The organism is Burkholderia seminalis (assembly GCF_001718535.1).
In the GTDB taxonomy this organism is placed as follows: Bacteria; Pseudomonadota; Gammaproteobacteria; order Burkholderiales; family Burkholderiaceae; genus Burkholderia; species Burkholderia seminalis.
On sequence record NZ_CP013399.1, the window covers coordinates 208,502 to 230,340 of the forward strand.

At 70.2% G+C, this 21,839-nt stretch carries 16 protein-coding genes; 13 read left to right on the top strand and 3 right to left on the bottom strand.

Annotation, left to right across the window (positions count from 1 at the left end):
* Positions 1 to 29: 29 nt before the first annotated feature.
* Positions 30 to 1,214 (bottom strand): sugar transporter, encoded by a 1,185-nt coding sequence (locus tag WJ12_RS16815; protein WP_059561142.1) that lies wholly within the window; start codon positions 1,212 to 1,214, stop codon positions 30 to 32.
* 230 nt (positions 1,215 to 1,444) lie between these two features.
* On the opposite strand from WJ12_RS16815, the gene WJ12_RS16820 reads away from it, so the two are divergent.
* The 5 genes from WJ12_RS16820 to WJ12_RS16840 all read left to right on the top strand — a co-directional run bounded on the left by WJ12_RS16820 (position 1,445) and on the right by WJ12_RS16840 (position 6,916).
* Positions 1,445 to 2,119, top strand: coding sequence for an HAD family hydrolase (locus WJ12_RS16820; RefSeq protein WP_034190015.1), 675 nt, complete (start codon positions 1,445 to 1,447; stop codon positions 2,117 to 2,119).
* 624 nt (positions 2,120 to 2,743) lie between these two features.
* Positions 2,744 to 3,706, top strand: coding sequence for an SAM-dependent methyltransferase (locus WJ12_RS16825; protein ID WP_059561144.1), 963 nt, complete (start codon positions 2,744 to 2,746; stop codon positions 3,704 to 3,706).
* 13 nt (positions 3,707 to 3,719) lie between these two features.
* On the top strand, positions 3,720 to 4,802 hold the full coding sequence (locus WJ12_RS16830; RefSeq protein ID WP_059561147.1) for a terpene synthase family protein: 1,083 nt from the start codon (positions 3,720 to 3,722) through the stop codon (positions 4,800 to 4,802).
* 12 nt (positions 4,803 to 4,814) lie between these two features.
* Positions 4,815 to 5,867, top strand: a complete 1,053-nt coding sequence (locus tag WJ12_RS16835; RefSeq protein WP_059561149.1) for a Rieske 2Fe-2S domain-containing protein — start codon at positions 4,815 to 4,817, stop codon at positions 5,865 to 5,867.
* A 26-nt stretch (positions 5,868 to 5,893) separates the two neighbouring features.
* Complete coding sequence (locus WJ12_RS16840; protein WP_226103835.1) at positions 5,894 to 6,916, top strand: Rieske (2Fe-2S) protein; 1,023 nt, start codon at positions 5,894 to 5,896, stop codon at positions 6,914 to 6,916.
* Positions 6,917 to 6,945: 29 nt separating this feature from the next.
* Here WJ12_RS16840 and WJ12_RS16845 read toward each other — a convergent pair whose 3' ends face one another.
* The gene (locus tag WJ12_RS16845; protein WP_059561154.1) at positions 6,946 to 7,644 is read right to left on the bottom strand and encodes a succinate dehydrogenase/fumarate reductase iron-sulfur subunit; all 699 of its coding nucleotides are present in this window, start codon (positions 7,642 to 7,644) and stop codon (positions 6,946 to 6,948) included.
* Between the two features lie 74 nt (positions 7,645 to 7,718).
* Entirely contained in the window at positions 7,719 to 7,961 is a 243-nt protein-coding gene (locus WJ12_RS16850) for a DUF6566 family protein (protein ID WP_034190009.1), read from the bottom strand.
* A 176-nt stretch (positions 7,962 to 8,137) separates the two neighbouring features.
* On the opposite strand from WJ12_RS16850, the gene WJ12_RS16855 reads away from it, so the two are divergent.
* From WJ12_RS16855 to glgB, 8 genes are all read left to right on the top strand, one after another.
* Complete coding sequence (locus WJ12_RS16855) at positions 8,138 to 8,833, top strand: MgtC/SapB family protein (protein WP_059561369.1); 696 nt, start codon at positions 8,138 to 8,140, stop codon at positions 8,831 to 8,833.
* Positions 8,830 to 9,168, top strand: a complete 339-nt coding sequence (locus WJ12_RS16860) for a hypothetical protein (protein WP_059561157.1) — start codon at positions 8,830 to 8,832, stop codon at positions 9,166 to 9,168. Before WJ12_RS16855 ends, WJ12_RS16860 begins: the two co-directional genes overlap by 4 nt.
* Complete coding sequence (locus WJ12_RS16865) at positions 9,165 to 11,363, top strand: VTT domain-containing protein (RefSeq protein WP_059561160.1); 2,199 nt, start codon at positions 9,165 to 9,167, stop codon at positions 11,361 to 11,363. Before WJ12_RS16860 ends, WJ12_RS16865 begins: the two co-directional genes overlap by 4 nt.
* Positions 11,354 to 12,145 (top strand): endonuclease/exonuclease/phosphatase family protein, encoded by a 792-nt coding sequence (locus WJ12_RS16870; RefSeq protein ID WP_034190006.1) that lies wholly within the window; start codon positions 11,354 to 11,356, stop codon positions 12,143 to 12,145. The genes WJ12_RS16865 and WJ12_RS16870 overlap by 10 nt, the downstream gene beginning before the upstream one ends.
* Before the next feature lie 28 nt (positions 12,146 to 12,173).
* On the top strand, positions 12,174 to 12,662 hold the full coding sequence (locus tag WJ12_RS16875) for a phage protein NinX family protein (protein WP_034190005.1): 489 nt from the start codon (positions 12,174 to 12,176) through the stop codon (positions 12,660 to 12,662).
* A gap of 151 nt (positions 12,663 to 12,813) precedes the next feature.
* Entirely contained in the window at positions 12,814 to 16,206 is a 3,393-nt protein-coding gene (locus tag WJ12_RS16880) for a maltotransferase domain-containing protein (RefSeq protein ID WP_059561162.1), read from the top strand.
* Positions 16,206 to 19,619 (top strand): maltose alpha-D-glucosyltransferase, encoded by a 3,414-nt coding sequence (treS, locus tag WJ12_RS16885; protein WP_059561372.1) that lies wholly within the window; start codon positions 16,206 to 16,208, stop codon positions 19,617 to 19,619. Before WJ12_RS16880 ends, treS begins: the two co-directional genes overlap by 1 nt.
* Positions 19,616 to 21,823, top strand: coding sequence for a 1,4-alpha-glucan branching protein GlgB (gene glgB / locus WJ12_RS16890; RefSeq protein ID WP_059561165.1), 2,208 nt, complete (start codon positions 19,616 to 19,618; stop codon positions 21,821 to 21,823). The genes treS and glgB overlap by 4 nt, the downstream gene beginning before the upstream one ends.
* Positions 21,824 to 21,839: the final 16 nt, after the last annotated feature.

Genomic DNA, 21,839 nt, shown 5'->3' on the forward strand with positions numbered 1-21,839 from the left:
TTCATGCCGATAACGGGCTTGCGCGGCCTTTAAGCCACTGCCTGCCGCGCATGAAGCCGCAACGCGAGCCACGCGATCCCGACCGCGAACGCGCCGACCACGCCGCCAAACGTGCCGATCCACGGCAGCCCGTAGTCCCCGGCGATATGGTTGCCGAGCAGTGCACCCGCGCCGATGCCCACGTTGTACAGCCCGGAGTAGATCGACACCGCGAGGTCGGTCGCGTCCGGCGCCAGCTTCAGCACCCACGCCTGCATCGCGAGGCCGAAGCAGACGATCGCGCCGCCCCACACCAGCGTATGCACGGACAGCGTGACGATGTTCAGCGCGCACGGGAACAGGACCAGCAGGCAACCCGACAACGCGACGATCGACGTCAGCAGAAACCGGTCGGGATCGCGCGGGTACGCGCGATTGAAGCAGAGCGCGGCCGGCAGGCCGGCGATGCCGAACAGGATCAGCACGTACGTGATCCGGCTGCTGCTCGCGTGGTTCACGCTCTGGACGAACGGCTCGATGTACGTGTACGACGTGAAATGCGCGGACACGACCAGGACGGTAATCGCGTAGAGCGCCACCAGGGCCGGCTTGCGCAGGAACACGCCGATGCTGCTCAGCGAGCCGGCGCCCTGGCTCGGCAGGACCGGCAACGTGGCGCGCAACACCAGCGCCGCGCCGGCCGCGGCGCCCGCGATGATCAGGAACGTGACGCGCCAGCCGAACGCCTCGCCGATCACGCGGCCGAGCGGAATGCCGGCGACCATCGCGATCGCCGAGCCCATCGCGATGAGGCTCAGCGCGCGGCTTTTGCGGTCGCTCGGCGCGAGCCGCACCGCCAGCGGGACGGAAATCGACCAGAACACCGCATGCGCGCACGCGATGCCGAGCCGGCCGATCATCAGCACCGTGAAATTCCATGCGACGCCGGTCACGATGTGGCTGCCGATGAACACCAGCAACGCGCCGACCAGCAGCTTGCGCCGTTCGACGTGACGCGTGACGAAGGTCAGCGGCAGCGACACGACGGCCACCGCCCATGCGTAGATCGTCAGCATCAGGCCGACGGCGGTCGGCTGCATCTGCAGGCTGTCGCCGATCGCGCTGAGCAGCGCGACCGGCACGAATTCGGTGGTGTTGAAAATGAAGGCGGTGAGTGACAGGGCCAGTACGCCCCACCACGAGTGCCTGGAACTGATGGCGTCCGGTGTTGCCATGCGTGGAATCGACGAGACGAGGGTTGGGGGTGTGTACGGCACGGGCGCGGCGCGGAAAGCGGCACAGAAGGCCCGGCCCGGCGCATCGGGCGATTGTACCAGCGGCGCATGACACGTCGCCGTACCGGCGGCCGGACATGGCGACGACACGGCCATGCGCCGATAATGTCTCCATCGACCACGATTCCCGCGGACGCTTCGCCCGCCTGTCACCGGACCAGGAGATTCACATGCGCATTGAAACGTCGTTTCTGTTCGATCTCGACGGCACGCTCGTCGACAGCGTCTATCAGCACGTGCTCGCGTGGAAGGAAGCGCTCGATGCGGAGGGGATCGAGCTGTCGGTATGGCGTATCCACCGCAAGATCGGGATGAGCGGCGGCCTGTTCCTGAACCAGCTGCTGCGCGAGACGGCGGGCGACATCGACGCCGAGCGTGTCGAGCGGCTCGCACGGCTGCATGCGGCCGCCTACCAGCGGCTGCGCGCGCAGGTGCGTCCGCTGCCGGGCGCGCGCGAACTGCTGGCCGCGCTGTCCGGCGCGGGCATCCGCTGGGCGATCGCCACCAGCGGACGGATGGAAACGGCCGCCATCAATCTCGAGGCGCTCGGCGTCGATCCGGCGAAGCAGGTGGTCGTCACACGCGATCAGGTCAAGTATGCGAAGCCGGACCCGGACCTGTTCCTGACGGCCGCCGCGCAGTTGAACGTGCCGATCGAGCACACCGTCGTGGTCGGCGACAGCATCTGGGACATGCTGGCCGCCGCCCGCTGCCGCGCGCTCGGCGTCGGGCTGCTGTCGGGCGGCTACGGCAGCGACGAACTGGAACGCGCCGGCGCGCTGCGCGTGTACGACGACCCGGCCGACCTGCTGTGGCATCTCGACGAGATTGCCGCGCGGCCGTAGGCGACCGTTCACCGCGCCCGGCTCGTTCGGCGCGAGCGCGCGTTCCCGTCGAGCCTGACGTCATGCGGCCGGCCTCGTCCGGCCAGGCAGCCGCGTGCGCGATCGTTCGCGGCGCGGCCGCCCGGCTTCGATTCATCGAATCGAAATAATCCCAATCGCCGTTGACCATTGCGATTTCAATATTTTAATTAGCGCCTGCTTTCCCGGTGTTTTTAAAACAGGCTGGAAGATTCTTGAAAAAGCGAATTGCCTCTCATATAACGAATACACTTCGCTTCCGTTTCACAATCGCAGTATCGGAATCGTGAAAACGCAAGCGACATACCGCGCCGAACCGGCTGGCCGGCGCGATCCCGCAATGCCAGAAGGCCCGCACATGGTATGGGGCCGGGGTTGCGATGCTTCGTCTCGGCACCCTTTCCGCCATTTATCCGGGGACCTGTAAATGCGCACGGATCTTTCACCTTCATAACGCTTCGACAGAAGCATTACATCGATTTATTCGATCTCACGTATCGGCGGGCGCATTTTCGTGCCGACGTCTCGTGAAGACCTGCGCTGCCGCTCAATCGGCAGGCATTGTTTCGTCCGGTTTTTTCGGAAATAGACGACGCGAGGATTTCGATGAATCAGCTCAGCGAACGGGCGAGCGCCGAACTGCGCGCGCCCCACCTGGAGCGCGCGCTGCCTATCCGCGTGCTGCATGGCGAGACGGTGAACGATTACGAACGGAAAGTGCAGACGACCTACGCCGGCAGTCCGGACGACTGGCGCAAGGCGATCGGCGAGTACCTGCTGTTCCAGTTCGGTGTTTACGACGATCCCCGCTCCACGCCGCCGATCTCGCTCGACGAATCGGGCATGCGCTACTTCGAACGCCAGCTTCATTTCGCCGGTTTCGACGCCCCGGCTCCCGCGCGCGTCGAGCGCATTCTCGACATCGGCTGCGGCTGGGGCTACATCCTCAAGTATCTGGCCGGCCGCTTCCCCGACTGCCTGTGTCTCGACGGGGTCAACGTCAGTCGCGAGCAGCTCGACTACTGCGCACGTTTTCATGCGCAGCACGGGCTCGCGGGCCGCATCAACCTCTATCAGTGCAACGCCCAGGACGTCGATCGACTACCCGATCCCGCGACGCCGTACGATCTCGTGATCATTCGCGGCGTGATCTCGCATTTCCCGAACGCACTGTACGAAAAGGCGATGCGCGCGCTGCATGCCCGCGTGCGCCCCGGCGGATCGGTGGTCATCTCGGATAATCTGTACAACGTCGATCTGAGCGAATATCAGTCCGACACGCCGGACGAGATCGACCGGATCGCGTGCAAACACCGCAAGACGCCCGATTATTTCAGGCAGGTGCTGGTCGACGCCGGGTTCGCCATCCGCGACATGCGCGTGCTGCCGTCGAACATCGACGTCGCGCGCTGGCTGATGGACGCCAAGGCCAACATCGATCGCCATTTTCCGCACCACGCCCCGGACACGCTGGAAGAACTGCGCGTGCTCGCCGAAAACTGGTCCGTCGCGCTGATCAAGAACAAGGTGTCGACCTACAGCGTCGTCGCGGTCAAACCGGACGCATGACCGGGAGACTCGCATGCACGCCTCCCAAACGCCACGCACCGCGAGCGCCACGCAGACGCTGGTGCTGCCGCTGCCGCGTCTGTCGCTGCCCGTTGCACGGCACCCGCGGCATGAAGCGATCGAGCGGCAGCTCGCGATCGACGACTACCCAATCATCCTGCAGCACTATCGCAGCGAGGCAGCGGCGCGCCGTTTTCTCGCGCAGCGCATTCCCGCCTATGGCAGCCTGTGTTACCCGAATGCGCGGCCCGATCGCGTGTACACGATCCACCGCATGATGCACGTCACGACGCTGATGGACGATGCGTTCACGCATCTCGCGCGCACCGGCGATCAGGCGGGGCTCGACACGTTGCGCGAGCATTTCCTCGCGGCCGTCGACGGCAAGCTTCCGCCGGCCGACGCGCCTTCCGCGCGACTGCTGCACGACACGCTGCGCCTGATGCGCACCGCGGGCGACGCGCGCCCGGCCTTCTGGCAGCGGTTCGTCGAATGCATCCGCGACCAGATCCGCACCCAGGCCAATCCGACGGCGACCGACGCGTCGCGCCTGTCGCTCGCCGACTATCTGGCGTTTCGCCGGGTCGAGGGATTCGGGCACTGGATCACCCTGCTCACCGAATACGCGCTCGACATCGACATGGGCGAGCGCCTCGCGAAACACCCGGCACTGGCCGATGCGCGCGACGCGGCGATCGATTCGGTGATCCTCGTCAACGACCTGTTTTCGTTTCGCAAGGAGTGGTCCGCGCATGAGCGGTTCAATGCCGTCTGGATCCTGATGCGCGTCGAACAACTGGACGTGCAGGCGGCGCTCGACCGGCTGGCTGCCCTGTGCGCGTCGAACGAGCGCCACCTGATCGACGCGCGCGACGCGATCGCGACAGGCGTGCTGGCCGGCGACGCCGACACGCAGGCGTACGTGACGGAACTGGGCTACATGAGCGCCGGCAACGCGGAATTCCACGCGTTCAGCACCCGCTACCACGGCGACGATCTCGGCGGCGGGCGCTTCGCCGGCGGCGAAGTCGCGATGACTGCGCTGCCGACGCTCGAGGAAATCGCGGCGGCGGAGCGGCACGATTCGCACCGGTGACCGGAGACGCGCATGCACGCATCGATCCCTCCCGTGTCCGCGCCCGCCGCCTCGCGACATCGCTATCCGGACGGCTGGTTCGCGCTGGCCTACAGCCGCGACGTCAGACCCGGCGCGCTCGTCGTCACGCGTTTCATGGGCGAGGACGTCGTGCTTTATCGAACGGCATCCGGCCTGATTCGCGCGGTCGCGCCGCATTGCCCGCACCTCGGCGCGCATCTCGGGCACGGCGGCGTCGTGCGCGGCGAGGAGATCGTGTGCCCGTTCCATCACCTCGCGTTCGCGCCGGACGGCACCTGCGTGCGCGCCGGGCAAGACGGCAAGCCGCCTGCCGCCACGCTGCGGCACCGCCAGGTGCGCGAATGGAACGGCCTCGTGCTCGCATGGCAGGACCGTGCGGGCACACCGCCGTCGTGGTCGCTGCCCGACCTCGACCTCAATGGTTATTCGCGGCCGCGCGGCGCGTGCCACACCCTGAACGGCAATCTGCAGAATCCGGCCGAGAACGGCGTCGACGTCAACCATTTCAGTCCGGTGCACGGCTGGTCGAATCCGGTGCTGGAGCCGCCGCAAGCCGACGGCCACCGGATGACGATGCGCTCGACGCTCGTGCTGCTCGGGCAACGGCTGTTGCTGGATATCACGATGCACGGCCTGGGCTGCATGGCCGCGCGCATGGAACTGCCGGACCTCGGGCTGCATGCGCGGGTCGTGCTGTTCCCGACGCAGATCGAACCCGATCGCTGGACGTGCCGTGAATTCGTGGCACTGCGCGTCGAACGCGCGTCGGCGTGGCCGTCGCCGCTGCGACGGGCCCTGCACGAGGTACTCGCGAGCGCCGCTTACCGGTGGTGGTTCGTGCCGCAGTTCAAGCGCGACCTGCGCATCTGGCATCACCGCGACTACGACGCGCGCCCGACGCTGATGGCCGGCGAGATGCCGATCATGACGTTCCGGCGCTGGGCCGCGCAGTTCTATCCGGCGCCCGACGGCGATGCGCCCGACGGGCAGGACGGCGCCGGGCCGGCGGCCGTCGCCTACGTCGATCGGGCATTCGCGCGATGAGTGCCAAGCCGACGCAGGAACACGCGATGAATGCAACCGGCCCCGCCGACGAGACCGCGCCGCTGCCCTATCCGGACGGATGGTTCGCACTGTGTTTCAGCCGCGAGCTGAAGCGCGGCAGCGTGCTCACGACGCCGTTCATGGGACGCGATGTCGTGCTGTACCGGACCGCATCGGGCGTCGCCTGCGCGGTCGACGCGTATTGCCCGCACCAGGGCGCGCATCTCGGCCACGGCGGCACGGTCGACGGCGAGCAGATCGTCTGCCCGTTCCATCACTACGCATACGGCCCCGACGGCCGGCGCGCCACCGCCCGCTGCCCGCACGGCGCCCAAGGGCTGACGCTTCGCACCCGGCACGTGCGCGAATGGAACGGCTTCGTGTTCGTGTGGCAGAACGCCGACGGCCTGGCGCCGACCTGGGAACTGCCCGACGTGGACATGACCGGCTTCTCGGCGCCGGTCGGCCAGGCATTCACGCTGCGTGGCGTGATGCAGAACCTGCCGGAAAACGGCTACGACCTCGAGCATTTCGGCGCGCTGCATCGCTGGAAGGACATGAAACCGCATGCCCCGGTGATCGACGGCCCGCGTATTTCGATGCAGGTGGACATGGCGTGGAAGAACATCAGATGGAGCACGCTGATCGGCGTGCATGGCCTCGGGTGCGTGTCGTCCGACCATGAAATGAAAGCGATCGGCCTCGAAGCGAAGATCTTCGCGTGCGGCGTGCAGATCGCGCCGCTGCGCTGGACCTTCCGGGACGGCATCTCGTTCCGCTTTTCGTGGCTGTCGAGGTGGCCGGCCCCGCTGCGGCGCGTCGTCTACGCCGCGCTCGGCCGGTTGCTGCACCGACTGTGGCTCGTGCCGGTGTTCAAGGAAGACATCATGGTGTGGAGCAATCGCGACTACACGGGCTACGGTACGCCGGGCGCGGGCGACGGGCCGTACCCGGTGTTTCAGCGATGGGCGCGGCAGTTCTATCCGGGCAGCGATCGAACCGAAGCCCGGCATCGCGCCGCGCATGCCGACGCGTTCGCCGGGAAATAACAGGCGCCGACGGCCTCGGGGTGCCTGCGTCACACCGTCCGCCTGACCAGCATCGTCCGGATCTCCGAAATCGCCGGGGTCGGATTCAGCCCTTTCGGGCACACGTCCGTGCAGTTCATGATCGTCCGGCACCGGAACAGCCGGTACGGATCCTCGAGGTCGTCGAGCCGCCCGGCCGTCCCGAGGTCGCGCGAATCCGCGATGAAGCGGTACGCCTGCAGCAGCCCCGCCGGGCCGACGAACTTGTCCGGATTCCACCAGTAACTCGGGCAGGCGGTCGAGCAGCACGCGCACAGGATGCATTCGTACAGCCCGTCCAGCTGGTCGCGTTCCTGCGGCGATTGCAGGCGTTCGCGCGCCGGCGGCGGCGTGTCGTTGATCAGGTATGGCCGGATCGAGTGGTACTGGTTGAAGAAATCGGTCATGTCGACGATCAGGTCGCGCACCACCGGCAGCGGCCGCAGCACGATGTCGCGCGGCAGCGTCTGCATGTTCGCTAGGCACGCGAGCCCGTTGCGGCCGTTGATGTTCATCGCATCCGACCCGCAGATGCCTTCACGGCACGAACGCCGGTACGACAGCGTCTCGTCGTCGCGCTTCACGCGGCCGAGTACGTCGAGCAGCATGCGGTCGTCCGGGTTCACGTCGATCTCGTAGCGCTGCATGTACGGCCGCGCGTCGCGATCGGGGTCGTAGCGATAGATATGAAGGGTACGGGGGTCGCTCATCAATGCCTCCAGACGCGGGCCGCATGCGGTAACGGCGCGCCGTCGCCGCATGCGGCCCGCCAGTGCGATGCCGGTCAGTCGTCATCCACGCGCTTGTCGATCAGGTAACGTCCGCGCTCCACGCCCGCGCGCAGCGCCTCGAGTTCGGTCAGCCACTCGGGGCCGCCCGGTGCCGGCACGACCATCTCGATGCGGGCGCCGTCGACATAGACCTGCACCTCGTCGCGCCACGCGCCGCTTTCATCGCGCCGCGCCCACACGAGGATCTCGTGACCGCGATACGGGTCGCGGACCTGTGCATCCTGTTGATGTTGCACGGTGGCCTCCTGTCCTTATCTGCGATACCAGTGCAAAAAATGCGCGCAGCATGACCGCCGCGCACGCCGGCGGCCTTGCGCGCACGCGCCGTGCCCGCCCGGCACGCGGCTTGCGTCCCTTTCGTCCATCGAATCGCCGGCGGACCGTCTCGCGCCGGCCGGAAGGAGCGCACATCATGATCGGCCACCTCGAACTGCTCGGACGACTGCTGCTCGCGGCGCTGCTCGGCAGCGTCATCGGCCTCGAACGCGAGCGCCTGAACTGGGCCGGCGGGCTGCGCACACACATGCTCGTGTGCGTGGGCGCCGCGCTCGTGATGCTGGTGTCGACCTTCGGCTTCGAGGACGTGCGCGGGCAAAACGGCGTCGTGCTCGATCCGTCCCGGGTCGCCGCGCAGGTGGTGTCGGGCATCGGCTTTCTCGGCGCCGGATCGATCCTGCTGCGCGGCGAAGTCGTGCGCGGACTGACGGCGGCGGCAAGCCTGTGGGCCGTGGCCGGCGTCGGCCTTGCCACGGGCGGTGGCATGTACCTGGCGTCGATCGGCGCGACGGCGATCGTGCTCGCGATCCTCGCGGGCGTGAAGCCGCTCGAACGCCGCTTCATCGCGCAGCGCCAGCAGCGCACGCTGCAGCTCGTGGCCGAGCGCGGCGGCCTCACGCTCGGCACGCTGCACGAGGCGCTCGGCCCCGGCCGCGTGCGCGTGAAGCGGTTCATCGTCCAGCAGTCGGACGACGATCCCGACACCGACGACATTTCCGTCTCCTTCTCGCGTACGAGCGGACCGGAATTTGCCGCGATCTGCGAGACGCTGCGGAACATCGCCTGCGTACGAACCTGCCAACCCGACAACGTGCCAAGGAGCTTCGCGTGACCCGGACCGACCTGCTTTCCTATCTCGTGACGAGCCAGCTGGCCGCGCGCATGCGCTCCGGCAACTGGCTCACCGCCAGCCAGCTCGTGGGCGCGCTGCGCGCATGGCTCGCCTGCCATCGCGCCGAATGCGGATGGCTCGAGCGGATCAGGATCGCGAACGCATCGACGACGATCGCGCAAGGCATCTACGACATCGCGATCGCCAACGGCGACCCGCACCGCAGCGCCCACGTGCGGCTCGACGCGGATTCGCCGGAACTGCTGGCATTGCGCGCACGCTGCGGCGCGCTGCTGCAGCGCATCGACGGCGGCTGGGACGGCGACGCCCGATGAGCGTGCCGGATCGCACGACAGGCGCCGCCGAGCCGACCGCCGACGCCGCCCGGCCCGGCGACGTATCGCGGCATGGCCTGCTCGAACGCGGGCGCAACTGCGACGCGATCCGCGGCGCGGACCGCTTCACGATGCTCGTCGACGGCGACGCGTATTTCTCGACGCTGCGCGCCGCGCTGCTGCGCGCGCGCCATACGGTGTTCATCGTCGGCTGGGACGTCGACAGCCGGATGCGGCTCGCGCCCGGCGCCCCCGGCGACAGGTTGCCCGACACGCTCGCGGCCTTCCTGCACGCGCTCGCCGAAGCGCGCCACAACCTGCGCATCTACGTGCTCGCGTGGGACTTCGCGATGATCTACGCACTGGAGCGCGACTGGCCGCCCGTGTATCGCGCCGGCTGGCGCGCGCATCGCGGCATCGTGTTCCGGCTCGACGACACGCATCCGCGCGGCGCGTCGCATCATCAGAAGCTCGTCGTGATCGACGACCGGCTCGCGTTCGTCGGCGGACTCGACCTGACGCGGGCGCGCTGGGACACGCCCGCGCACGCGGCCGGCGACCCGCGCCGCCGCGACGAGCACGGAATGCCTTACGCGCCGTTCCATGACGTGCAGGCGATGTTCGACGGCGATGCGGCCGCCGCGATCGGCGAGCAGGCGCGGGCACGCTGGCTGCAGGCGTGCGGGCGCCCGATCGCGATCCGTGCGCAGCGCCACCTCGAGCGGCCGGACGACGACGATCCGTGGCCGCCGGACGCGCGCGTCGACCTGCGCGACGTGCGGCTCGGCATCGCCTATACGGTACCGCGCCACGGCGGCCGCGAGCCGGTGCGACAGGTGCAGGCGCTCGTCGAGGACACGATCCGCGCGGCGCGCCGGCACCTGTATGTCGAGAACCAGTATTTCACCGCGGCGGTGGTCCGCGAGACGCTGTCCGCCCGCCTCGCCGACGCGCACGGGCCGGACGTGACGGTCGTCGCGCCGCGCGTGCAGAGCGGCTGGCTGCAGGAAGCGACGATGGGCGTGCTGCGCGCGCGGCTGCACGCGACGCTGGCGTCGGCCGACCGCTTCGGCCGCTACCGGCTGCTGTATCCGCACGTCGACGGGCTCGGCGACGCCTGCGTGAACGTGCACAGCAAGCTCGCGATCGTCGACGACGAATGCATCGTGATCGGCAGCGCGAACCTGAACAACCGCTCGATGGTGCTCGACACCGAATGCTGCGTGGCGCTCGTCGCGGCCGGCGATGCACGCATCCGCGCCGCGATCGCCGGCATGCGCGACCGGCTGCTGGCCGAACATCTCGGCACGACGCCCGCGGCAGTGGCCGAGGCGCTCGCGGGCGCCGAACGGCCGAACGCGGCGCTCGACCGGCTGCGCGCGAAACCGGGCCGCACGCTGCGCACGCTCGATCCGGCCGTCGCGCCGCAGCTCGACGCGCTCGTGCCGGTCAGCGCGTGGCTCGACCCGGAACAGCCGATCGAACCGGACCGGTTCGTCCGCGAATTCGTGCCGCACGACCACCATCGTCCGCTCACCGCACGCTTTTTCGCGCTCGGCACGGCCGTGCTGCTGGTCGCCGTGCTCACGCTCGCGTGGCGCTTCACGCCGCTCGGCGCACACCTGAACGTCGCGTCGCTGTCGCATGCGGCCGCCCGCATCGCGCAACTGCCTGCCGCGCCGGTGCTGCTGCTGGCCGGCTACGTGATCGCGGCGACGCTCGCGATCCCGGTCACGCTGCTGATCGCCGTGACGGGGCTCGTGTTCGGCGCATGGCCGGGGCTCGCGTATGCGGCGATCGGCACGATGGCGGCGGCGGCCGTCACCTACGAGCTGGGCCGCTGGCTGGGGCGCGACGCGGTGCGCCGGCTGGCCGGTGCACGCGCGAACCGGCTGAGCGAACACATCGGCCGGCGCGGCGTGCTCGCGATGGCCGTGCTGCGCTTGCTGCCGATCGCCCCGTTCTCGGTCGTGAACCTCGTCGCCGGCGCGTCGCACATCGGCTTGCGCGACTTCCTGGTCGGCACGGCGATCGGGATGCTGCCCGGCATCGTGCTGACCGTCACGTTCGCGCACCAGTTGACGGCCGCGCTCAGTCATCCCCGGCCCGCCGCGTTCGCGTGGCTCGCCGCGATCGGGCTTGCGCTGGTCGGCGTGTCGATCCTGCTCGTCAGGATGCTGAGACGATGGCGCTGAGCACGCACGCGGCGCCGCCGCCGATCATCGTCGCCGCCGACGGCGCGCCCGCCGCGGCCCCGGGCGGGCGCGACCTGCGGATCGCGACCTACAACATCCGCGGCGGCTACGGCGCGTGGCCGGCGCGCGCGGCCGACCGGATCGCCGCCGTGATCGACGAACTCGACGCGGACGTGATCGCGTTGCAGGAAGTGCCGCTCGGCGGCACGCGCGCGCCCGACGTGCTCGCCCACCTGCGCGACGCGACCGGCATGCATGCGGTGGCCGGCCCGACGATCGACACGCCGGAGCGCCGCTACGGCAACGCGGTGCTGTCGCGCTGCCCGATCCGCGCGGCGCGCACGCTCGACCTGTCGTTCCGCCAGCGCGAACCGCGCGGCGCGCTCGACGCCGACATCGACTGCGGCGCGGGCACGATCCGCGTGGTCGCGACCCATCTCGGGCTGTCGGCGAGCGAGCGCAGCGCGCAGGTGCAGCGGCTGCTCGCGGCTTTCGACACAGGCGCGATGCCCGTGATCCTGCTCGGCGACATCAACGAGTGGTTCGTGCGCGGCCGCGCGCTGCAGGCGCTCGTCACGCGGTTCCGGCGCGCGCCGGCGCCGCGCACGTTCCCGACCGTGTGCCCGGTGTTCTCGCTGGACCGGATCTGGATCCACCCGGGCGAGTTGCTGGTCGACGTGGTCGTGCATCGCAGCGCGCGGGCGCGGCATGCGTCCGACCACTACCCGCTGGTGGCGCGGATGCGCGCGACACCCGCGACGGGCACGTTGCTTGCGCGCTGAGCCCTTTTTCGATTCGGCGGAGCGACCCATGCAAACCGACGCCCTCGACGGCAAGGATCTCGATTACTGGTGCGCCCGCGCGCTGTGCGCGGACGACGAAGACACCCTGCGCTTCACGGCCGTCGCGCCGACCGTCGTCGTGACGGCCGCCTGCGACGCGTTCCGGCACCTCGACGCGCCGTTCGCGCCGTCGACCTCGTGGGCCGACGCGGGCACGGTGCTCGATCGCGTCGACGACCTGCGGATCGCCCGCCACGGCGACGACGTGGAATGCGACGCAACCTTCGTCGACGGGCCGTCGACCTGCGGCGCGCACGGCCGCGACGCGCGCGTGGCGCTGCTGCGCGCGTTCGTGCGCGCACGCTTCGGCGACGACGTCGACGCCCCGCCGCCTTTCGCGCATCGCATCGAACACGGCACCGTGGTGCGCTATGACCCCGGCGTGCCGTTACCCGCCGCGGATGACGATCGCGGCAGCGGCGACAGCACCGATATCCGTTCGATCCCGCGTATGTAAGTGCATGCGCCTTCCCTGCGGTCATGTAAAAACGACAGTCCCGGCGCCGGCCGGCTTCGCGCACCCGCCTTGCCCGCCGGGAAACCGCGGGGCGGGCACGCGTGTTGCGGCGCACCGGCGTCACCGACCGCCACCCGCCCCGCGCCACGCCATGGACTCCACGCCGACTTTTGCTCCGCACCTCTATTTCTGCGACGCCCGCCTCGTCGGGCCGCTCGACGCGTGGTCGCGGACGTTCGCGCATATCGCGGGCATGGGTTTCGATCACGTGCTCGTCGGCGCGTTCTGGGCCGCGAGCGTCGCGGGCTTTCCGCGCCACGTGGCCGATTACCGGCGGCCGGTGCAGGCCTTCGCGACCCGCGCGAGCGCGCTCGAAACCTTCTCGAGGCTCGCCCAGCTCGCGCACGGCCACGGGCTGCGCCTGCTGCTCGAAGTCGTGCCGGACCGCATCGCGCGCGACAACCCGTTGCGCGCCGAGCATCCGGACTGGTACGTCGAGCGCACGCACGACGATGCGCTGATCGACCCGCGCGGCACCGCGCATGCGCTCGATATCGCGCACGCGAACAGCGGCGATGAAGCGGTACGCGACGCGCTGGCCGCCTGGTGGTGCGCGCACCTCGCCACCTTCGCCGATGCGGGCGCGGCCGGCTTCCTGATCGACGCGCCCCATCACCTGCCGGCCGACTGGTGGCCGGGCTGGCGCGCGGCGCTGCGCCGCGCCCGCCCCGACGTCGCGGTGCTCGCGGGCGTGCCCGGCCATGCGCGCGACGCGCTCGCGCAGCTCGAGGCGGCCGGATTCGACGCGGTGTTTTCGTCGGTGCGCTGGTGGGACCTGCACGCGCCGTGGTTCGCGGACGAGCACCGGCTGCTGCGGCGCGTCGGCTCGCCGATCGCGTTCCCTGACGCGCTGGACGGCCCGCGTCTCGCCGACGACTGGCCCGACGCGCCGGACGACACCGTCGCCCGCGCATATCGCCGCGCGCTGTGGACGGCCGCGGCCGTCGGCACCGGCTGGCTCGTGCCGATGGGCTTCGAGCGCGGCGTCGCGGTGCCGCTGATGGCGCGCGATGCCGACGCCGGGCGCTACCGCGCCGCGTTCGAGCACGGGCGCTTCGACCTGTCGGGCGCGATCGCCGATGCGAACGCTTGGCGGCGGGCGACGCCCGTCGCGGCGGCCCGCGGCGAGATCGCGCAACTGAGCGCGCCCGGCGCGGCCGCGACGGTGCTGCTGCGCGGCACCGGCCCGTCGCTCGAACACGACGACGCGGCGCTGCTGATCGCGCTGAATCCCGCTTTCGACGCACGGGCGACGGTCGACCCCGCGACGATCCTGCCCGGCGTGCCCGGCAACTTCACGCGTGTCGCCACGCAGGCGGGCGCGCACACGCAGCCGCCTGCCGCGCTCGCACCGTTGACGCTCGAACCCGGCGCCTACGCGTTGCTGCACGCGTGGCCGGCGCCCGCCGTCACGACGCGCCCCGATGCCGCGCGCGAGCGCGAAGCGTTGTCGGCCGCGCTCGCGGCCGACCGGATCGCGATCGAGCGCGTCGAGCCGTCGGTCGACGACGGCCGCTTCGCGGTCAAGCGCGTGATCGGCGAGTCGCTCGTCGTCCATGCGTCGATCTTCACCGACGGTCACGCGCATCTCGCGGCCGCGCTCCAGTGGCGCGCCGACGGCGACGACGCGTGGCGAGAAGTCCCGTTCGAAGCCGGGCCGAACGACCGCTGGCATGCGCGCGTCGCGCTCGACCGGCTCGGCCGGCATGAATTCCGCGTGATCGCCTGGCGCGACGACTGGGCGTCGCTCGTCGACGACGTCGCCAAGAAGCACGCGGCCGGCCAGGACGTGACGCTCGAACTGCGCGAGGCGCAGTTGCTGCTCGCGACCGCGCTCAAGCTCGCCGATCCGGTCGACCCGCGCGCCCGCGCGCGGATGGAGCGCCTCGTCGCCGAGTTCAAGGACGCGCCGCCCGATGCGCGACGCGCGCTGCTCGCCGCGCCGCCGCTCGCCGACGCGTTCGCGGCGCTACGCTACCGCCCGTTCGCCACGCACGACGACACCACCTACCCGGTCGACGTCGAACGCCGCAAGGCACGTTTTTCGAGCTGGTACGAGATGTTTCCGCGTTCGGCGAGCGACGATCCGCGGCGGCACGGCACATTCGACGACGTGCGCGCGCACTTGCCGCGCATCCGCGACATGGGGTTCGACGTGCTGTACTTCCCGCCGATCCATCCGATCGGCACGACCGCGCGCAAGGGGCGCAACAACAGCCTGAGCGCCGGCCCGGACGACGTCGGCAGCCCGTATGCGATCGGCTCGCCCGACGGTGGCCATACGGCCGTGCATCCGCGGCTCGGCACGCTCGCGTCGTTTCGCGCGCTGGTCGATGCCGCGCGCGACCACGGGCTCGAGATCGCGCTCGATTTCGCGATCCAGTGCTCGCCCGATCACCCGTGGCTCGCCGAGCATCCCGGCTGGTTCGCGTGGCGCCCCGACGGGTCGCTGCGCTTCGCGGAGAATCCGCCGAAGCGCTACCAGGACATCGTGAACCCCGATTTCTATGCACCGGATGCGCTCCCGGCCCTGTGGCTCGCGCTGCGCGACGCGGTGCTGTTCTGGGTCGACGCGGGCGTGCGGATCTTTCGCGTCGACAACCCGCACACGAAGCCGCTGCCGTTCTGGGCATGGATGATCGGCGACGTGCGCGGCCGGCATCCGGACGTCGTGTTCCTGTCCGAGGCGTTCACGCGGCCGGGAATGATGTACCGGCTCGCGAAGGTCGGCTTCTCGCAGTCGTACACGTACTTCACGTGGCGCGAATCGAAGCGCGACTTCATCGACTACCTGACCGAGCTGACGGCCGGCCCCGCGCGCGAATTCTTCCGGCCGAACTTCTTCGTCAACACGCCCGACATCAACCCGCGCCACCTGCAGAACGCGCCGCGCGCGCAGTTCGTGATCCGCGCGGCGCTCGCGGCGACGCTGGCCGGTTCGTGGGGCATGTACTCGGGCTTCGAACTCGGCGAGTCGGCGCCGCTGCCGGACAGCGAGGAATACGCGAACGCCGAGAAGTACGAACTGCGCGCGCGCGACTGGAGCAAGGCCGCGCACATCGGCACGGAAATCGCGCGGCTGAACCGTGCGCGGCGCGATCACCCGGCGCTGCAGACGCATCTGGGCCTCGCATTCGTCGAGACGGACAACGACAACGTGCTCGTGTTCGTGAAGGCGACGCCGGCGTTCGACAGCGTGGTCGTCGTCGCGATCAGCCTCGACCCGTGGCATCCGCAGGCCGCGAACTTCACGCTCGACGCCGCGCTGTGGCGCGGTTTCGGGCTCGTCGACGGCGAACCGCTCGACGCGCTCGAACAGGATGCGGCCCACGCGCAAACGTGGCGCGGGCATCGTCAGTACGTGTCGCTCGATCCGCACGTGCGGCCCTACGCAATCTGGCGGCTCGCGCCGTCGCCGGACGCCGCGCGGGCGGCGGCGCCCGCACCGGACGTCGCCCGCCCCTCCTCGGGAGCCCATGGATGATGAAACGCGAAGATTCCCTCGACGACGTGCGCCGCGCGCAATTCCCGTCGCTCGCGCCGGCCGGCACGCCGCGCCGGCGTCGCGCGCGCCGCCGCGCCCCCGCGCTCTGCACGGACGATCCGCTGTGGTACAAGGACGCGATCATCTACCAGGTGCACGTGAAGTCGTTCTACGACTCGAACAACGACGGCATCGGCGATTTCCCCGGCCTGATCGCGAAGCTCGACTACATCGCCGAACTGGGCGTCGACACGATCTGGCTGCTGCCGTTCTACCCGTCGCCGCGCCGCGACGACGGCTACGACATCGCCGACTACCGCGACGTGCATCCCGACTACGGCACGCTCGCCGACGTGCGGCGCTTCATCCGCGAAGCGCATGCGCGCGGCATTCGCGTGATCGCCGAGCTCGTGATCAACCACACGTCGGATCAGCATCCGTGGTTCCAGCGCGCGCGCCGCGCGAAGCCGGGCTCCGCGCATCGCGACTACTACGTGTGGTCCGACACCGACACGAAATACGCGGGCACGCGGATCATCTTCCTCGACACCGAAACGTCGAACTGGACGCACGACCCGGTGGCCGGCCAGTACTACTGGCATCGCTTCTACTCGCACCAGCCCGACCTGAACTTCGACAACCCGGCCGTGGTGCGCGAAGTGATCCAGGTGATGCGCTTCTGGCTCGACCTCGGCATCGACGGGCTGCGGCTCGACGCGGTGCCGTACCTGGTCGAGCGCGAAGGCACGAACAACGAGAACCTGCCCGAGACGCATGCGATCCTGAAGCGGATCCGCGCGACGATCGACGCCGAATACCCGAACCGGATGCTGCTCGCGGAAGCGAACCAGTGGCCGGAGGACGTGCAGGAGTATTTCGGCAACGAGGACGAATGCCACATGGCGTTCCACTTTCCGCTGATGCCGCGCATCTACATGTCGATCGCGAGCGAGGACCGCTTCCCGATCGTCGACATCATGCGACAGACGCCGGCGCTCGCGCCGAGCAACCAGTGGGCCGTGTTCCTGCGCAACCACGACGAGCTGACGCTCGAGATGGTCACCGATTCGGAGCGCGACCTGCTGTGGCAGACCTATGCGAGCGACCGGCGCGCGCGGCTGAACCTCGGCATCCGGCGCCGGCTCGCGCCGCTGATGGAGCGCGACCGGCGCCGCATCGAGCTGATCAACTCGCTGCTGCTGTCGATGCCCGGCACGCCGGTGATCTACTACGGCGACGAGCTCGGGATGGGCGACAACATCCACCTCGGCGACCGCGACGGCGTGCGCACGCCGATGCAATGGTCGTCGGACCGCAACGGCGGCTTCTCGCGCGCCGACCCCGAGCTGCTCGTGCTGCCGCCGGTCATGGGCTCGCTGTACGGCTACGACGCGATCAACGTCGAGGCGCAAACGCGCGACCCGCATTCGCTGCTGAACTGGACGCGGCGCATTCTCGCGACCCGCCGCGCCTCGCAGGCGTTCGGGCGCGGCACGATCCGCTTCCTGCGGCCGGAGAACCGCAAGGTGCTCGCGTACCTGCGCGAGCTGGACGGTCACGAGCCGGTGCTGTGCGTCGCCAACCTGTCGCGCGCGTCGCAGGCCGTCGAGCTCGACCTGTCCGAATTCGCGGGCCGCGTGCCGATCGAGATGACGTCCGATTCGCCGTTTCCGCCGATCGGTCAGCTCCCGTATCTCCTCACCTTTCCGCCGTACGGGTTCCTGTGGTTCGTGCTCGCCGAGCACGGCCGCGAACCGTCGTGGCGGCAGCCGCACGCGGAACCGCTGCCCGAATACGTGACGCTCGTGATGCGGCGCGGCGAAACGCGGCCGGACGTCGCGCAGCTGCACGCGCTCGCGCACGACGCGCTCGCTTCATGGCTCGCGCGGCGGCGCTGGTTCGCGTCGAAGGATCGCGCGATCGGCGACGCGTGGCTGAATGTCGTCACGCCGATGCCGGACGAGCCGTTCCAGTATGCGGAGGCGTGGGTGTCGGCCAGCGACGGCGGCGTCGAACGCTACGTCGTGCCGCTCGCCACCGCATGGGGCGGCGAGACCTCGCAGCCGCTGTTCGCGCAGCTTGCGCTGGCGCGCGTGCGGCGCGGCCATACGGTCGGGTACCTGACCGATGCGTTCGCGCTGCCGGCGTTCGCGCGCGGGATGCTGCGCAAGCTGCGCGACGGCGCGACGGTGCCGACCGCCGACGGCGGCCGGCTCGCGTTCCTGCCGGAGGAGGCGCTCGCGGCGCTCGATCCCGGCGACGACGCGGACATCCGCTGGCTCGCGGCCGAGCAGAGCAACAGCTCGCTCGTGATCGGCGACGCGATCGTGCTGAAGCTGGTGCGCAAGGTCGCGCACGGCATCCACCCGGAAGCGGAAATGAGCCGGCATCTGACGCGCATCGGCTACGCGAACACCGCGACGCTCGCGGGCGAAGTCGTGCACGTCGATCCGGACGGCACGCCGCACACGGTCGCGATCCTGCAACGCTACGTCGACAACCAGGGCGACGCGTGGACACGGTCGTTCGACTTCCTGCGGCGGGCGGTCGACGAACTCGCGCTGCCGGCCGCGGACGACGAAGAAACGGCCGACGCGGACGAAGCACCCGATGCGCTGCTCGGCTACGCGGCGTTCGCGGGCATCATCGGCACGCGGCTCGGCCAGTTGCACGTCGCGCTCGCACAGCCGTCCGGCGACCCCGCGTTCGCACCGGAGCATGCCACGCCCGACCACGTCGACGGCTGGTGCGCGGACGCGATCGCGTCGTTCGAGCGCGCGCTCGACGTGCTGCGCACGCGGCTCGATACGCTCGACCCCGCGATGCGCGCGACGGCCGACACGCTGCTCGCGTCGCGCGACGCCGCCGTGCAGGCGCTCGGCGACCTCGTGCCGCGCACGCTCGACGCGCAATGCCTGCGGATTCACGGCGATTTCCATCTCGGCCAGGTGCTCGACGTCCAGGGCGACGCGCTGCTGATCGACTTCGAGGGCGAACCGGCGCGCCCGCTCGCGCACCGCCGCGCGAAATCGCATCCGCTGCGCGACGTCGCCGGCCTGCTGCGTTCGCTGTCGTACGTGAGCGCGACCGCGCAGTTCGCGATCGAGAAAGCGCCGCCGCAGGCGGCCGGCCGCAAGCGTGCGCTGTTCGACCGCTTCGGACAGGCGGCCGCCGACCGCTTCGTCGACTGCTATCGCACGGCCGCCGATCTCGCTCCCGCGCGCTTCGTCGATCCGCGCTATGCCGACCGCCTGCTCGCGCTGTTCTTGATCGACAAGGCGTCGTACGAGCTGTGCTACGAAGCCGCGAACCGGCCGGACTGGCTGAGCGTGCCGGTCGGCGGGCTCGCGGCGCTCGTCGAACGCCTGCTCGGCGACGGCGGACCGCCCGACGACGACGGAGACACGCGATGACCGATACGTTGTTCGACCGCACCGATATCGATGCGCTGCTCGCCGGCCGCCATCCCGATCCGTTCGCGTGCCTCGGCCCGCACGGGCAGGCCGACCGGACCGTCGTGCGCGCGCTGCTGCCCGGCGCCGAACGCGTGCGTGCGCTGGCGCCGGACGGCGACGAACTCGCGACGCTCGCGTGCGTCGATCGCGCAGGCTGCTTCGCGGGAACCATCGCACGCAACGGCGGCGCGACTCACTACCGGCTCGCGATCGACTGGCCGGACGCGCGGCAGGTGATCGACGACGCGTACGCGTTCGGCACGCTGCTCGACGAGGCCGCACTGGCGCGCCTCTCGTCCGGCGACCCGGCCGCCGTGCTCGACTGCCTCGGCGCGACGCCCGCACGGATCGACGGCATCGACGGCGTGCGCTTCGCGGTCTGGGCGCCCAACGCGCAGCGTGTGTCGGTGGTCGGCGACTTCAACGCGTGGGACGGCCGCCGCCATCCGATGCGGCTGCGCCGGCCGTCGGGCGTGTGGGAGCTGTTCGTGCCCGGCATCGGCGCGGGCGAGTGCTACAAGTACGAGCTGCGCGCGGCCGACGGGCGCGTGCTGCCGCACAAGGCCGATCCGTGCGCGCGCGCGACCGAAGCGCCGCCGCGCACGGCGTCCGTCGTCGCCGACGTCGCGGCGCTCGACGCATTCGCGTGGCACGACGACGGCTGGATGCACGCGCGGCCGCGCGCCGACCGCTACCGCGTGCCGTGGTCGATCTACGAGGTGCATCCGGAGTCGTGGCAGCGCGTGCCCGAGGACATGAACCGCAGCGCGACGTGGGACGAGCTCGCCGAGCGGCTGATTCCTTACGTGCAGGGGATGGGCTTCACGCACGTCGAATTCATGCCGATCGCCGAATACCCGTTCGGCGGATCGTGGGGCTACCAGCCGCTCGCGCAGTTCGCGCCGTCCGCGCGCTTCGGGCCGGTCGACGGCTTCGCGCGGTTCGTCGACCGCGCGCACGCGGCCGGCATCGGCGTGATCGTCGACTGGGTGCCCGCGCACTTCCCGGACGATCCGCACGGCCTCGCGCAGTTCGACGGCAGCGCGCTGTACGAGCATGCCGATCCGCGCGAAGGGCTGCATCCCGACTGGCACACCTGCGTGTTCAACGTCGGGCGTGCCGAAGTCGGCGCGTTCCTCGTCGCGTCGGCGCTCGCGTGGGCGCGCCGCTACCACGTCGACGGCATCCGCGTCGACGCGGTCGCGTCGATGCTGTACCGCGACTATTCGCGCAAGGAAGGCGAATGGGTGCCGAACCGGTACGGCGGCCGCGAGAACCTCGAATCGGTCGCGTTCCTGCGCCAGTTGAACGACACGCTGCACGGCGCGGCCGCGCCGGGCGGCGTCGTCACCATCGCGGAGGAATCGACCGCGTGGCCGGGCGTCACCGCGCCGACGCGCGACGGCGGGCTCGGCTTCGACTTCAAATGGAACATGGGGTGGATGCACGACACGCTCGCGTACCTGCACGAAGACCCGATCCACCGCCGCCATCACCACGACCGGATGACGTTCGGGCTCGTCTACGCGTTCTCGGAGCGCTTCGTGCTGCCGCTGTCGCACGACGAGGTCGTGCACGGCAAGGGCTCGCTCGTCGCGAAGATGCCGGGCGACGCGTGGCAGCGGCTCGCCACGCTGCGCGCGTACTTCGGCTTCATGTGGGCGCATCCGGGCAAGAAGCTGCTGTTCATGGGCAGCGAATTCGCGCAATGGGCGGAGTTCGCGCACGATGCGACGCCGCACTGGGACCTGCTCGACGCGCCGGCCCATCGCGGCGTGCAGCGGCTCGTGCGCGACCTGAACCGGACCTACGCCGCCGAACCGGCGCTGCATGCGCTCGACTGCCACGCGGCCGGCTTCGCCTGGCTGATCGGCGACGACCGCGACAACAGCGTGTTCGCGTTCGCGCGCCGCGACGACGCCGGGCACCTGGTGGTCGCCGTCTGCAACTTCACGCCCGTGCCGCGCGCCGGCTACCGCCTCGGGCTGCCCGCCCCCGGCCACTGGCGCGAACTGATGAACACCGATGCCGCGCCGTACGGCGGCACCAACGCCGGCAACGACGGCGCCGTGTGGGCCGAGGCCGTGCCCGCCCATGGCGAGGCGTGGTCGGCGACCCTGCGCTTGCCGCCGCTCGCGACGCTGTGGCTGACCCCCGCGTGATTTCCCGCTCCCTCGA

Coding starts and splice junctions, on each gene's coding strand:
- WJ12_RS16815 (WP_059561142.1), bottom strand. CDS start 1,214: ATGGCAACACCGGACGCCATCAGTTCCAGGCACTCGTGGTGGGGCGTA.
- WJ12_RS16820 (WP_034190015.1), top strand. CDS start 1,445: ATGCGCATTGAAACGTCGTTTCTGTTCGATCTCGACGGCACGCTCGTC.
- WJ12_RS16825 (WP_059561144.1), top strand. CDS start 2,744: ATGAATCAGCTCAGCGAACGGGCGAGCGCCGAACTGCGCGCGCCCCAC.
- WJ12_RS16830 (WP_059561147.1), top strand. CDS start 3,720: ATGCACGCCTCCCAAACGCCACGCACCGCGAGCGCCACGCAGACGCTG.
- WJ12_RS16835 (WP_059561149.1), top strand. CDS start 4,815: ATGCACGCATCGATCCCTCCCGTGTCCGCGCCCGCCGCCTCGCGACAT.
- WJ12_RS16840 (WP_226103835.1), top strand. CDS start 5,894: ATGAATGCAACCGGCCCCGCCGACGAGACCGCGCCGCTGCCCTATCCG.
- WJ12_RS16845 (WP_059561154.1), bottom strand. CDS start 7,644: ATGAGCGACCCCCGTACCCTTCATATCTATCGCTACGACCCCGATCGC.
- WJ12_RS16855 (WP_059561369.1), top strand. CDS start 8,138: ATGATCGGCCACCTCGAACTGCTCGGACGACTGCTGCTCGCGGCGCTG.
- WJ12_RS16865 (WP_059561160.1), top strand. CDS start 9,165: ATGAGCGTGCCGGATCGCACGACAGGCGCCGCCGAGCCGACCGCCGAC.
- WJ12_RS16870 (WP_034190006.1), top strand. CDS start 11,354: ATGGCGCTGAGCACGCACGCGGCGCCGCCGCCGATCATCGTCGCCGCC.
- WJ12_RS16875 (WP_034190005.1), top strand. CDS start 12,174: ATGCAAACCGACGCCCTCGACGGCAAGGATCTCGATTACTGGTGCGCC.
- WJ12_RS16880 (WP_059561162.1), top strand. CDS start 12,814: ATGGACTCCACGCCGACTTTTGCTCCGCACCTCTATTTCTGCGACGCC.
- treS (WP_059561372.1), top strand. CDS start 16,206: ATGAAACGCGAAGATTCCCTCGACGACGTGCGCCGCGCGCAATTCCCG.
- glgB (WP_059561165.1), top strand. CDS start 19,616: ATGACCGATACGTTGTTCGACCGCACCGATATCGATGCGCTGCTCGCC.